The 14,518-nt window shown below is 40.7% G+C and carries 9 protein-coding genes and 3 pseudogenes; 2 read left to right on the top strand and 10 right to left on the bottom strand.

The window, feature by feature from the left end:
* Positions 1-13: 13 nt before the first annotated feature.
* From L0B17_RS10880 to aroA, 8 genes and pseudogenes are all read right to left on the bottom strand, one after another.
* Positions 14-826, bottom strand: a complete 813-nt coding sequence (locus tag L0B17_RS10880; RefSeq protein ID WP_235084754.1) for an SDR family oxidoreductase — start codon at positions 824-826, stop codon at positions 14-16.
* 49 nt (positions 827-875) lie between these two features.
* On the bottom strand, positions 876-1,574 hold the full coding sequence (gene pyrF, locus L0B17_RS10875) for an orotidine-5'-phosphate decarboxylase (protein WP_235084752.1): 699 nt from the start codon (positions 1,572-1,574) through the stop codon (positions 876-878).
* Positions 1,575-1,646: 72 nt separating this feature from the next.
* The gene (lapB, locus tag L0B17_RS10870; RefSeq protein ID WP_235084750.1) at positions 1,647-2,807 is read right to left on the bottom strand and encodes a lipopolysaccharide assembly protein LapB; all 1,161 of its coding nucleotides are present in this window, start codon (positions 2,805-2,807) and stop codon (positions 1,647-1,649) included.
* Between the two features lie 2 nt (positions 2,808-2,809).
* Positions 2,810-3,118 (bottom strand): lipopolysaccharide assembly protein LapA domain-containing protein, encoded by a 309-nt coding sequence (locus L0B17_RS10865; RefSeq protein WP_235084749.1) that lies wholly within the window; start codon positions 3,116-3,118, stop codon positions 2,810-2,812.
* Between the two features lie 122 nt (positions 3,119-3,240).
* Entirely contained in the window at positions 3,241-3,528 is a 288-nt protein-coding gene (gene ihfB / locus L0B17_RS10860) for an integration host factor subunit beta (protein WP_235084747.1), read from the bottom strand.
* A 79-nt stretch (positions 3,529-3,607) separates the two neighbouring features.
* A complete protein-coding gene (gene rpsA, locus L0B17_RS10855; RefSeq protein WP_226409904.1) occupies positions 3,608-5,275 on the bottom strand; it encodes a 30S ribosomal protein S1 in 1,668 nt (555 codons plus the stop codon).
* A gap of 137 nt (positions 5,276-5,412) precedes the next feature.
* Positions 5,413-6,098, bottom strand: a pseudogene (cmk, locus tag L0B17_RS10850) ((d)CMP kinase).
* A gap of 192 nt (positions 6,099-6,290) precedes the next feature.
* Positions 6,291-7,573: pseudogene (gene aroA / locus L0B17_RS10845) on the bottom strand (3-phosphoshikimate 1-carboxyvinyltransferase).
* Positions 7,574-8,023: 450 nt separating this feature from the next.
* Between aroA and L0B17_RS10840 the strand changes: the two are divergent.
* Complete coding sequence (locus L0B17_RS10840; protein WP_235084745.1) at positions 8,024-9,214, top strand: amino acid aminotransferase; 1,191 nt, start codon at positions 8,024-8,026, stop codon at positions 9,212-9,214.
* A gap of 192 nt (positions 9,215-9,406) precedes the next feature.
* Here L0B17_RS10840 and serC read toward each other — a convergent pair.
* Both serC and gyrA read right to left on the bottom strand, forming a co-directional pair.
* Positions 9,407-10,497, bottom strand: a pseudogene (serC, locus tag L0B17_RS10835) (3-phosphoserine/phosphohydroxythreonine transaminase).
* Between the two features lie 190 nt (positions 10,498-10,687).
* Positions 10,688-13,411: a DNA gyrase subunit A gene (gene gyrA, locus L0B17_RS10830; RefSeq protein ID WP_235084744.1), complete on the bottom strand. Its 2,724-nt coding sequence runs from the start codon at positions 13,409-13,411 to the stop codon at positions 10,688-10,690.
* A gap of 379 nt (positions 13,412-13,790) precedes the next feature.
* On the opposite strand from gyrA, the gene ubiG reads away from it, so the two are divergent.
* Positions 13,791-14,513 (top strand): bifunctional 2-polyprenyl-6-hydroxyphenol methylase/3-demethylubiquinol 3-O-methyltransferase UbiG, encoded by a 723-nt coding sequence (ubiG, locus tag L0B17_RS10825; RefSeq protein WP_235084742.1) that lies wholly within the window; start codon positions 13,791-13,793, stop codon positions 14,511-14,513.
* Positions 14,514-14,518 lie beyond the last annotated feature (5 nt).

Raw genomic sequence — 14,518 nt, 5'->3', positions numbered from 1 at the left:
GAATAACCCTTAATTATAAACCGTGTTTTGCTGCTAAACTGCCTAGTTCGTTCATTGCGATACTGGCGCCTCCAAGTGACCAACCACCATCCACGGGCAATACAACACCTGTGATATAAGAAGCCATATCGGAAGCTAAAAATAATGCTGCATTGGCAATATCTTGTTTTTGACCATTACGTTGCAATGGCACACTTGAAGCGACTTTTTGTTGTAATGCTTCACTGGGTGCCAGTCTATTAAACCCTTCGGTCCCCTCAATTGGTCCAGGCACAATTGAATTTATTCTGATTCCTTCTATTCCCCACTCTAAAGCTAAAGTGCGGGTTAACATATCCACTCCAGCTTTTGCTGCGCAAACGTGAGCCTGTAAGGGCATGGCGATATAGGCTTGAGGTGCTGATATTTGAATAACAGAAGCCTTAGGGCGTTTTAGTAAAGGATAAGCTTGTTTAAGCACTTGAAAACTGCCAATAAGATCAATATCGATCACCGACTTGAAGCCATTATTAGACAACTTAGCTGCACTGGCTGGAAAATTACCAGCCGCACCACTGACTAATACATCAATATGACCATAGGTCTGCGCAATTGTGGCAAACCCTATCGCTAAAGCACTTTCATCTCGTACATCAAAACTGACGCCGATGTGAGTGCCATTCGGGTTGGCTTGTTTTAACAATTCTACTGCAGCATTCACTTTATCTGTATTTCGACTGGCGACAGCAACATTGGCTCCAGCTTGCGCAAAGCTAATGGCAAGGTGTAAATTGATACCTGAAGTACCACCCACAACAACGACATTCTGACTTGTATAATCAAACATACTTTATCCTTAATACGTTCAGTAAGTTAGCTAGATATTAGCGATACAACTAGACTTGTAAAGATTGATGTATTGCCGTCAGCGCAGCAAGAGGATCGACGGCCTGGGTAATCGGTCTACCTATGACTAAATAATCAGAACCTGCTGCAATAGCTTGTGGTGGCGTCATAATTCTATGTTGATCGCCTGCATCACTGCCAACAGGGCGAATGCCTGGGGTAATTAAGTTAAAATTTTGACCGAAAGTCGATTTCAATAATTTGGCTTCTTGGGCAGAGCACACCACACCGTCTAAACCCGCTTGATGTGTTAACTTAGCTAAACGCAATACATGTTCAAATGCGGGGACATTTATTCCAAGTAAAGCTAAGTCTTCATCAGACATTGAGGTTAATACGGTCACAGCAATCAATAATGGCGCATCTTTGCCATATTCCTGTAGGGATTTTTTTGCAGCTTGCATCATGGCTAAACCACCACTTGCGTGCACATTCGTCATCCACACACCCAGATCAGCAGCAGCACTAACGGCTTTAGCTACGGTATTAGGAATGTCATGAAATTTGAGGTCTAAAAACAAATCAAATTGACGCTGATGAATATCGTTAACGAGTGTAGGCCCAAATAAGGTGAACATTTCTTTGCCAATTTTTAACCGGCATAAGGCAGGATCAAGTTTATCAATAAGCGTTAAGGCTTCAGCTTTGTTGTTATAATCTAAAGCCACAACAATAGGTTTATTAGTCATACTTTCTCCAACGTTTACAATTAATTGTCTAAATTATTATTTACGGAAAAATCAGATGGCAACAAGAAAACCCTATTCCCCATCAAGCCCTTTTATTCGCTTAATGCTGCCCCAATGCTTACAAGAAGGACAATGCCAATATAAGGCATGGGCAGGAAAGCCACACTCTCGGCAGCGGTAGCCAGGTCGAAACTTAATTTGTTGTTCAACTAACTTTTCAAGCATAGACAAGCTTTGTTTAGCTTTACCATCTTCAGCTTGCTTAATATGTAACTTCATTAAGTGCTGAAAACCTTTCATGGTAGGATGTCGATATAAATTATCTAACATCATTGCTTCTGCTGTATCACTATTATTTTTTGAAATCTGATGTTCTGCCAATGCAATTGCGACACTGGCACCAGCACCTTGTTTTAATGCTCGGTTCAAAAGTTGCTCATAGCCCTCACAATCAGATGACTGGCGATATACTTGCTTAGCAATTTTTATACTATCTGGAAACAGTGCTATATCAGCATCAATTAATTGCTGTAATGACTGTTTACATTCACTTGTTTGATCGCTATCAAGATAAATATTCGCTAGAGCAAGCCATGCGCGACCACAATTAGCATCTTGTTTAATGGCTAGTTGAAGTTTTTTAATTTTGACGAGCTGGTCTGTCGCTTCATCAGCAAGCTGACAGTAGAAATGTGCAGTGGTGACTTTAAATACTTGTTGGCGTTTTTTGGGCAATTTTTTGGTCACATCAATGGCATTTTGCCATTCCTTGGTGACCTGATAAATTGAAATAAGCTGTGATTCGGCTTCTTCACTGTGATCATCTTGATTAACGAGATTAAGAAATATTTCTTCTGCTCTATCATAAAAACCAGCAGCCATATAATCTTTACCTAACTCCATCATCGCTATATCACGTTGTTCTGCCGTTAGGTTTGGTCTAGCAATAAGATTTTGATGAATACGGATAGAACGGTCAACCTCCCCTCGCTTGCGAAATAACGACCCTAATGAAAGATGAGTGTCAATTGTTTCATCATCAACATCTAACATACTAATAAAGAGATCTACGGCTTTATCTGACTCATTAGAAAGCAAAAAATTTAAGCCGGTAAAATAGTCACGGCTTAGCTTTTTACTTTTTTGACTATCGCGTTGCAGAATACTTCTGCGCCCCATGTACCAGCCATAACCGGCTGCGATAGGCAATAATAAGAACAAAATCTCAAGCATAGTTAGCTAATGGTATCCGCATTAAGTTGCTCTGCTGTGCGCTCAGTTGGCACAGTCGCAATATGACCAAGCTTGCTTAGGCTTTTATTGGCTTTACGCAGTGCCAACTTCATTTTCATGATGTAAAAACTGGCTAATAGCCAACTCAACATAAAACCTGATAAAAATACTACAGCTAGCACAACCGGCAAACGGTACTGACCTTCTGCGATAAAATAACTCAATGTCACTATCTGCTCATTCTTAGCGCCAAACAATAATGCCAAAATAAACAACAGCCCAATAATAAGGATTGCAAAAAAAGACTTCACGTGATTCTCCATCTGAACAAAGCAATGTAATGATTATCTAAGATATTTACAGCGCTGACCAGCTTTGACTTTCAATAGGTACAAAAAAGCCTCCTATTGGAGGCTTTTTATTCAAGCGTTAATCATTGATTAACCGCATCGACACGTTCGCGCAGTTCTTTGCCTGGCTTAAAGTGCGGTACATATTTGCCATCCAACTCAACTGAGGTACCAGTTTTAGGATTACGGCCAACACGTGGTGCACGATAATGAAGAGAAAAACTACCAAATCCACGGATTTCTATTCGATCTCCGCCTTCTAATGTTGTCGCCATTTGGTCCAACATTTCTTTTATGGCAGCTTCAACCTCTTTCGCCGACAGTTGCGACTGCCTAGTGGCGAGTTTTTCGATAAGTTCAGATTTTGTCATCTTAGTTATTTCCTATTTCCAAGCCAAACACAGTCGCCTAATGGGGAGTTTCTCTCCCCATACAACAGGCGATTTTCGATTACTTACGAGCCGCTTTAAACGCTTCAGCCATTGCATTGCTGATAACCGCGTCATCTTGCTTGTTCAAAGTAGCGATAGCTTCTTTCTGTTCTGCTTCATCTTTCGCTTTGATAGATAAGCTGATAGAACGATTCTTGCGATCTACGCCCATGAACTTAGCTTCGATAGCATCACCTACTGAGTATACAGTAGATGCATCTTCGATGCGCTCAGCAGAAATATCAGCAACACGGATATAACCTTCAACAGTATCAGCTAGTTCAACTGTAACACCTTTAGCATCAACAGCAGCAACGGTACCGTGTACTACGGTGCCTTTCTTCTTGTCAGCTAAATATGCATTGAATGGATCATCTTCAGTTTGCTTAACGCCTAAGCTGATACGTTCACGCTCTGGGTCTACTGAAAGAACCACTGCATGGATTTCGTCGCCTTTCTTGTATTCAGACACTGCATCTTCGCCAGTACCGTTCCAAGAAATATCAGATAAGTGAACAAGACCATCGATTCCACCGTCAAGACCGATAAAGATACCGAAGTCAGTGATTGACTTGATCTTACCAGATACTTTGTCGCCTTTGTTAAACTTAGTTGCGAAGTCATCCCATGGGTTAACTTTACACTGTTTAAGGCCAAGAGAAATACGACGACGTTCTTCATCGATGTCTAATACTAACACTTCAACTTCATCACCTAAGTTAACAACTTTAGATGGGTGAATGTTTTTGTTAGTCCAATCCATTTCAGAAACGTGTACTAAACCTTCAACGCCTTCTTCGATTTCCACGAAACAGCCGTAGTCAGTTAAGTTAGTTACGCGACCAGTAAGACGTGTGCTTTCTGGGTAGCGCTTGCTGATTTCTAACCATGGATCTTCGCCAAGTTGCTTAAGACCTAGTGACACACGAGTGCGTTCACGATCGTACTTAAGTACTTTAACGTTGATTTCGTCACCAACATTAACGATTTCAGATGGGTGCTTAACACGTTTCCACGCCATATCAGTGATATGTAATAGACCGTCAACACCACCTAAATCTACGAATGCACCGTAGTCAGTAAGGTTCTTAACGATACCTTTAACTGCTTGGCCTTCTTGTAGATTTTCAAGAAGTGCATCACGCTCAGCACTGCTTTCTGATTCGATAACAGCACGACGAGAAACAACAACGTTGTTGCGCTTCTGATCAAGCTTGATAACTTTGAATTCTAATTCTTTGTACTCTAAGTGAGCGGTGTCGCGAACTGGGCGCACGTCAACTAGAGAACCTGGTAAGAAGGCACGGATACCGTTTAATTCAACAGTGAAACCGCCTTTAACTTTACCATTGATGATACCGATTACAGTTTCAGCATCTTCGTACGCTTTTTCTAGAACGATCCAAGCTTCATGACGCTTAGCTTTTTCGCGAGACAATTGAGTCTCACCGAAGCCATCTTCAACAGAGTCAAGCGCAACATCAACTTCATCGCCAACTTGAATTTCTAAAACGCCTTGTGCGTTTTTGAATTCGTCAGCATTGATTGGGCTTTCAGACTTAAGGCCTGCGTCAACAAGTACCATACCGTTTTCGATGGCAACAACAGTACCACGAACGATAGAACCTGGACGAAACTCCAGAGTTAGAAGGGATTGTTCAAATAGATCAGCAAAAGATTCAGTCATGTTTTAGGGTTACTTTATGTAATAAACCACCATCCATCCTAGATGTGGAGTCTAGTAATATAATCCACGTCATCCATAACGCGAATACCTACAGCTAGTTTAGCTTAAATAACTAATAAAGTTACTCTTTATCTTAACTAGTCTGTAATTTTTTTATTTACGTGCTCTAACACTAGAGCCAGTACGCCTTCGATTGAAATGCCACTTGTGTCTACCACTAAGGCATCTTCAGCTGGCACTAACGGAGAAGCTGAACGATTGATATCACGTTCGTCTCGTTCGATAATTTCAGCTAAAAGGCGGTCGATTTTAACATCGAAGCCTTTGTCCTGCAACTGATTAAAGCGTCTTTCAGCACGCTCTTGGGCTGAAGCTGTCAGGAATATCTTGGCTGGGGCATGAGGAAACACAACCGTTCCCATATCTCTGCCGTCGGCAACTAAACCCGCATAGCAGAAAAAGCACGTTGACGACGTAATAATGCTTCGCGAACTCGCGGTAAAGCGGCGACTTTAGAGGCCGCATCTGAACATTCTTGACTGCGGATGGTTGTCGTCACATCCTCACCTTCAAGCACCACTTTAATGGCATTACTGTCTGCGTTAGTCAAAAACTGCACATCTAAATGGGCAGCCATTAAGGTTAACGCTTCTTCATTACTTAATTCTATATGATGATGTATCGCCGCAAGCGCTAATACGCGGTAAATCGCGCCACTATCTAATAGATGCCAACCTAAATGTTTGGATAATAATTGGCAAATTGTCCCTTTTCCTGCACCGCTTGGACCGTCCACAGTCACGATTGGAGCCCGTTCAGTCATAAATTCCTCCGAAAAACATCATCCCTGAATATAAAAAAAGGGTTTAGCCAAAAATAAGCGGCAGCATTGTATAACAATTTTCAATAAAAAGCCGTTGCTAAGATAAAATTAACTTAGAAGTGGAGGTTAATAGAACACTTGTGCTTTATTAACCCCATAATTCAAGGTTGATTTTTAGGGATTTAATCTATTTTAACAGTCAGTTAAACGTTTAAACTCTTTGAAAAAGGTAGGAAATGTTTTTGAGGTGCAGTCAGGGTCATTAATTGTGATCCCGCAGTCTGCAAGTGCCAATAATGAAAAACACATCGCCATACGGTGATCATTATAGGTATCAATTGCTGCAGTATTAATATGTTCTGGTGGCGTAATGGTGATGTAATCATAGCCTTCATCAACAATAGCACCTACTTTACGCAGCTCTGTTGCCATGGCAGCTAAACGGTCTGTTTCTTTAATGCGCCAGTTGTAAATATTAGTCAGTTTGGTGGTGCCTTTGGCAAATAATGCCGCTGTCGCAATGGTCATGGCTGCATCTGGTATATGGTTCATGTCCATTTCGATTGCACTTAGTGCTGACTTTCTGGCGATAATGTAATCATCGCCCCACTCAATGTCTGCCCCCATCTGCGCTAGTGCGTCAGCAAACTTAACATCGCCTTGAATACTTAACCGACCGACGCCAGTGACTTTAACTTCACCCCCTTGAATTGCTCCAGCAGCTAAAAAGTAAGAAGCAGATGAAGCATCTCCTTCCACTAACACTTTACCCGTGAAATATATTGCTGCCCTGCTACGATTTCAAAACGCTGGTAACTGTGGTTAATCACTTCTACGCCAAATTGTTTCATTAGGGCTATTGTTATATCAATATAAGGTTTTGAGACTAATTCCCCTTTAATCATGATATTGACGCTATCTTTTGCTAGAGGTGCAACCATTAGTAGTGCCGTTAAAAATTGGCTTGATAAATCACCCGCAATTTCCACATTGCCACCATTTAACCTGGTAGCATTAACGGTTAATGGCGGAAAGCCAGTGTTTTTAAGATATTGAACTTGAGCACCAAGCTGTTGTAACGCATCGACTAAGTCACCGATTGGACGTTCTTCCATTCTAGGCTCACCGGTTAAAGTGAACTCACCTTGCCCTAATGTTAATGCGGCACAAAGTGGCCTCATGGCGGTACCAGCATTACCCAAAAATAGTGTCTGGGGTGTTTCACTGTTTAATGTTCCCGCAAGCCCTTTCACTTTACAAACTGTATTATTTTCACTGAGTTCAAATTCAACGCCAAGTTGTTTTAAAGACGTTAACATATAGCGTATGTCGTCAGAGTCGAGCAGGTTGGTTAGTGTTGTCGTGCCTTTAGCTAATGTGGCAAGCAACAATGCTCTGTTGGAAATGCTTTTGGAACCTGGAATATTTATTTCGCCATTCATGTTAGCGATCGGCTCTAAATGCAGTTGCTTCATTTGCTTTCTTCTTCTATCAATTGATTAAACTTTGGTTAACCAGGTTTCAAACATCCCTTCCCTATCGTTAAGAGATAAAGGAAGTGGAACAAATTAATTACGACATAAGCACGATACAAGCAATACTCATCACATAAATATACTTATTCATTGTGATTGAGTTTTAGGTATTGATTTGGCTTAAAGTCACAAAAATGTTAATTATTTCTATCCAAAAGACATTATTCGTAATGGGTAGCCATTACAGCAGAATAGTCTCAAAGATAACAGAATTATTTATTTGTCAGCATAAGTTTCCAACTGAAAAATACTCAACTAAAAATTAAAATCATTTGTGTAGATTAATACTTTAACTATATGTTTAAAGCACGTTATCCTAGGAGCAATTCGCTAAGTATGCGCGATAATTAAAAATAGTATGAGTAAACAGCGCTAATAAAAGGTATCCACATGTTTGAATTATTAACAGCCTTACCAGCCGATCCTATTTTAGGATTATTAACCCAATACCGTGCAGATAATCACTCTCATAAAGTTGATTTAGGTGTAGGCGTCTATAAAGATCCAAAGGGTCACACACCTATTCTAGATTGTGTCAAAGTTGCAGAGCAGCGTCGTATCGATACTGAAGATACTAAGGTCTATATTGGTCCAACGGGCTCCCCTTTATTTAATCAATTAATGACTGAACTGGCTTTCGGTAAAAGCCACCTGGCTCTTCTAGCGAACCGTATTCGAACTGTTTCAACCCCTGGTGGCACTGGCGCGCTGCGTGTTGCTGCAGACTTCATTAAACGCTGTCGCCCTAATGCTGTGTTATGGGTTAGCGATCCTACATGGGCTAACCATACCGGTCTATTTGAAGCAGCGGGGATCACTGTTAAAACGTATCCTTATTACGACTACGATACTAAGACGCTTAAATTTGAACAAATGATGACCGCGTTGAAACAGGTTTCAAAAGATGATGTCGTGCTATTACATGCTTGTTGTCATAACCCAAGTGGTATGGATTTAACCACAGCACAATGGGATGAAGTCATTAAGGTGACTGCACACCAAGGTTTTACGCCATTAGTTGATATGGCCTATCAAGGTTTTGGTGACGGTGTAGATGAAGATGCCTACGGCGTGCGAGAAATGGCTAAAGCCGTTGAGAACATGATTTTATGTAGTTCGTGTTCAAAAAACTTTGGCTTGTACCGTGAACGTATCGGAGCTTGTTCGATTATTGGTAAAGATGCTGCCCAGTCTGATGTGGCTTTTTCAGTATTGTTGTATGTTGTTCGTTGCATTTACTCAATGCCGCCGGCACATGGGGCTGCAATTGTTGAAACCATATTGGCTGATGAAACATTAAAACAACAGTGGCTTGATGAATTGGCTGTGATGCGTAATCGCATTAATGGTAATCGCGCTATGTTAGTTAACAAACTGATTGAACAGGGTGTTAGCCAGGATTTCAGCTTTATTGCCGCGCAAAAAGGAATGTTCTCTTTCTTAGGCATTAACCAAACTCAAGTTGAAACACTTAAATCTCAACACAGTATTTATATGGTCGGTTCTAGCCGGATAAGTATCGCAGGGATCAGTGAGTCGAATGTGGATTATCTTGCTAAATCAATTGCATCAATATTATAACTGGCTAGATATTAATTAATGAGTTTAATTATTGCTCTCTAATGACTATTTTTTATTAATTATAGTTGTTTTACTGGTTATTAATTTAGCGGTTATTCTGCGATGAAAACAATTACCAATTGAGTACATTGTAATAGATTAACGTCAAAAAAGGGCTGATAATTCAGCCCTTTTTGTTATGAAAAAATTTGATTAACTGTGTTTTTTTGCAAATGATTGCATAAAATCTATTAACTTTTTCACACCTTCTAACGGCATTGCGTTATATAGACTGGCGCGCATACCACCTACTATTCTATGGCCTTTTAACGCGACTAAGCCCGCTTTTTCTGCTTCCGCTAAAAACTCAGCATCAAGAGCGCTATCAGCTAATTGAAAGGTCACATTCATTCTTGAGCGGTTATCAATCGCCACACCGTTTTTATAAAAAGCTAACTCATCAATACAGGCATAAAGCAGTGCCGCTTTTTGCTGGTTGATACGCTCAATTGCCGCAACCCCCCCACACCTTTTAACCATTTGAAGACTTCGGCCGCTAAATACCAGGCAAACGTAGGTGGAGTATTAAACATTGAATCGTTATCTTTGGTAATGGTGTAATCCATTACTGATGATTGTACTAAGGTTGGCATTGCTAACATATCATCACGTACTATCACTATCGACAAACCTGATGGGCCAATATTTTTTTGTGCACCAGCATAAATAAGACCAAATTTACTAACATCAATTTCATGGGACATGATAGTCGATGATAAGTCAGCAACCACAGGCCAAGGACAGCTTAATGTGTCAAATATTTCAATACCATCAACGGTTTCATTGGCACAATAATGTACGAAGCGATAGTCTTTATCTATGTTCATTAAATCGGGTAGGCATACTTTATGTAAACCATTAATGGTTTCGACGATATTGAGTTCATCAATCTGCGACTCGCCTGCAATGCGCTTAGCTTCTTTTACCGCTGAACTGGACCATTGGCCCGACGTTAAATACAAAGCTCGGCCATTATCGCCTAAAAAATTAGTGACCACATTGGTAAACTGACCTCTGCCACCACCATGCATAAATAACACATGATAATTTTGCGGAATGTTCATTAGCTCGCGAAGATTTTTTTCTGCTTCTTGTGTTAAGGCAATAAATTCTTTACTGCGATGACTTATCTCCATCACGGAGACCCCTAGCCCATTCCAATCAATTAATTCCTGTTGTGCTTTTTGCATTACCGGTTGCGGTAACATCGCAGGACCTGCACAGAAATTATAAATTGTGCTCACAGACAACTCCTTCACTCGACTATAGTTAATAGGTTATTAATAGATTGCTGATGTTCTATGACAGTAATACTAAGGACTTTATTTACAGTTGAATAGCGCTTTCTTGAATGTTTTTGATGAAATTTTTTCCGTAAAATAAAACGAGCGCCAAAAGGCGCTCGTTTTCAATTAATCAACACTGACAATATTATTATTGTTCGTCTGACTCATCTTTATCTTCGGTATCAATACTTGTTTCAACAGCATCAACATCAGTAGCCGCATCATCTATTTCTGCCGTAGGCACTACGATGATTGGATTACCTTCGTCATCTAATTCTTCATCAGACTGAATTTCTTCGATACGTTGTAAGCCAACCACTTTCTCGTCTTCTGCAGTACGAATAATTGTCACACCTTGGGTGTTACGACCAATGACTGATACACCTTCAGCAGGGGTTCTGACTAAAGTACCTTTGTCACTGATCAACATGATTTCGTCAAAAGCGCCAACTTGCACAGCACCAACTACGGCACCATTTCGATCGCTCACTTTAATTGAAACCACACCTTTAGTACCACGGCTCTTAGCTGGATATTCACTGAGCTCAGTACGTTTACCGTAGCCATTTTCAGTTACCGTTAAGATAGCACCATCACCTTTAGGCACAATAAGTGATACCACACGCTGACCATCTTCTAATTTAATACCACGAACACCCGTTGCTGTGCGGCCCATTGGACGCAGGGCAATGATTTCTTCACCCGATTCAGCATCAATTTTCACTTCACCGGTTTCAGAGTCACGTGCTTTTTCATTAAATCGAACCACTTTGCCCGTATTAGAAAACAACATGATGTCATCACTACCTTCAGTAATATCAACACCAATAAGCTGATCGCCCTCTTTCAAGTTAACGGCAATAATGCCATTAGCACGTGGGTTACTGTAAGCTGTTAGTGCGGTTTTCTTAACAGTACCGTGTGCGGTTGCCATGATGATGTATTTGTCATCGGCATACTCACGAACCGGCAATATCGCGGTAATGTGCTCACCTTCAGATAAAGGTAATAAGTTAATAATTGGGCGACCACGTGCTGTACGGCTAGCCAATGGCAATTGATACACTTTAAGCCAGTACATTTTACCAAAGTCAGAGAAGCAAAGAATCGTATCGTGGGTATTTGCCACTAATAGTTTCTCAACAAAATCTTCATCTTTTACTTTAGTCGCTGCTTTACCTTTACCACCGCGACGCTGTGCTTGGTAATCAGAAAGAGGTTGGTACTTGGCATAGCCTAAATGTGATAAGGTCACAACAACATCTTCTTCATTGATCAAGTCTTCAAGACTCATATCAATTTCATTAGCGTTAATTATTGTGCGGCGCTCATCACCGTATTGCTCAAGAATTTCTTCTAGCTCTTCTTTGATGACTTCCATCAAACGCTCAGGACTGCTTAAAATCAGTAACAAAGCAGCAATAACAATCAATAACTCTTCATATTCAGCAAGAATTTTATCATGTTCAAGACCCGTTAAACGGTGTAAACGTAATTCAAGAATTGCCTGTGCTTGTTGCTCAGTTAAATAGTATGCGCCATCACGGATTCCGTATTCAGGCTCTAACCATTCAGGACGAGCAGCATCATCACCGGCTTTTTCTAACATGCCTTGTACGTGACCTAATTCCCAACCTTGGGCAACCAACTTGGCTTTCGCTTCGGCAGGTGTTGGCGAGGCTTTAATTAGCGCAATAATTGGGTCGATGTTAGCTAAAGCGATGGCCAATGCTTCAAGGATATGAGCACGTTCACGGGCTTTTTTCAATTCAAATACTGTACGGCGGGTAACCACTTCACGACGATGAAGAATAAAGCACTCAAGCATTTCTTTCAGGTTAAATAACTTAGGTTGGCCATTTGTTAAGGCAACCATGTTAATACCAAACGAACACTGCATCTGAGTTTGAGCGTAAAGGTTATTTAGCACAACCTCGCCCACTTCACCACGCTTAATTTCAATAACTATACGCATACCGTCTTTATCAGACTCGTCACGTAAGCCACTGATGCCTTCAATTTTTTTATCTTTAACAAGCTCAGCAATTTTTTCAATCAGGCGCGCTTTGTTAACTTGATATGGAATTTCATGAACAATAATACGTTCACGACCATTCTCATCAGTCTCAACATCTGCCTTTGAGCGCATAATAGCGCGTCCACGGCCAGTATTGTAGGCATCAATAATGCCTTTTCTACCGTTAATTGATGCCGCTGTAGGAAAGTCAGGGCCTGGAATATATTCCATTAACTGTTCAATTGATAAGCTAGGCTCTTCAATTAAGGCTAAACATCCTTTAACGACTTCGTTTAAGTTATGCGGTGGAATATTGGTTGCCATACCGACAGCAATACCTGATGAACCGTTAATGAGTAGGTTAGGTACTCGAGTCGGTAATACTGCAGGAATAAATTCTGTACCGTCGTAGTTAGGGACAAAATCGACGGTTTCCTTCTCTAAATCAGCCAATAATGAATGGGCTAATTTCTGCATACGAATTTCGGTATAACGCATTGCAGCCGCTGAGTCACCGTCAACAGAACCAAAGTTACCTTGGCCGTCTACTAAGGTGTAGCGTAATGAGAATGGCTGTGCCATACGAACAATAGTGTCATAAACAGCAGTGTCACCATGTGGATGATACTTACCGATTACGTCACCGACAACACGAGCGGATTTTTTATAAGGTTTGTTCCAGTCGTTTTTAAGTTCGCTCATTGCAAACAAGACACGGCGATGTACCGGCTTTAGGCCGTCACGCACGTCAGGCAATGCACGACCAACAATTACGCTCATAGCGTAATCTAGATACGAATTTTTGAGTTCGTCTTCAATATTAATTGGCGAAATAGATGAAGCCAGATCAGTCATAAACTGCGCGTTCCCCTGAAATTGAGCTGACGAGTTTTAATCTATACTATCGTCAAGCTTTAAAACGTGATTTGGCATTCTAACACAGATATTTAATGTCGCCAGAGCAAACCTAAACCAAATTGACTTTAGAGTTAATAAAAAGGCTAACTTACTCATTTAGCAGTAACTTAGCCCCCTAACAAGTCTCGTTTTAGTGGTTTAAAAACGTTTGTATTGAGCATTGAATGAACAAACTCACCACTAGATTGTTTAAATAACCACCTGAACATGGAAAAAGTTGACTGGGATCATATGCATTGATCTATTTTAGCCCTATTAAAAACCGTCTCAATGGATATAATGTCATCCATAATGCATAACGATATCTAGGTACCTCATGTCTACTGAAACTGCTGCGAATATAAATGTCGACCCCGATGAGATTGCTAAATTTGAAGCAATGGCGCAAACCTGGTGGGATCCTAATGGCTCTTTTAAACCCTTGCATCAGCTTAATCCGTTACGTTTAAACTATATTGATCAAACCGCACAGGGTATTTTTGGTAAAAAAGTGCTCGACATTGGTTGCGGCGGCGGAATTTTATCTGAGAGTATGGCTAAAATTGGTGCCCATGTAGATGGCTTAGACATGGGTAATGAACCACTAGAAGTGGCTCGCTTACATGCGTTAGAAACCGGAGTCACGGTCAATTACATAAAAAGCACCGCTGAAGAACACAGAGATGGTCATAAAGGCTATTATGATGTAGTGACCTGCATGGAAATGTTAGAACATGTCCCCAACCCACTATCTGTGATCCAAGCATGTTGTGATATGGTCAAACCCGATGGTTATGTGTTTTTCTCTACTATCAATCGTAATTGGATGTCTTATTTAACCGCGATCGTCGGCGCAGAGTATCTACTTAAGATGCTGCCAGTAGGCACACATGATCACAGCAAGTTTATTCGCCCTTCTGAATTAATTAACCTGGTAGATAAAACAGACTTATTATGTAAAGACGCATTAGGTATAGCTTACAACCCACTATCCGGTGTGTTTAAGTACACTAATAGTGTTGATGTTAATTACATGATTGCTACACAAAGAGTCGATTAGACTTA

The sequence above is a fragment of the Shewanella sp. OMA3-2 genome (assembly GCF_021513195.1).
Lineage (GTDB): Bacteria > Pseudomonadota > Gammaproteobacteria > Enterobacterales > Shewanellaceae > Shewanella.
This window is presented reverse-complemented; position numbering and strand designations above follow the sequence as displayed.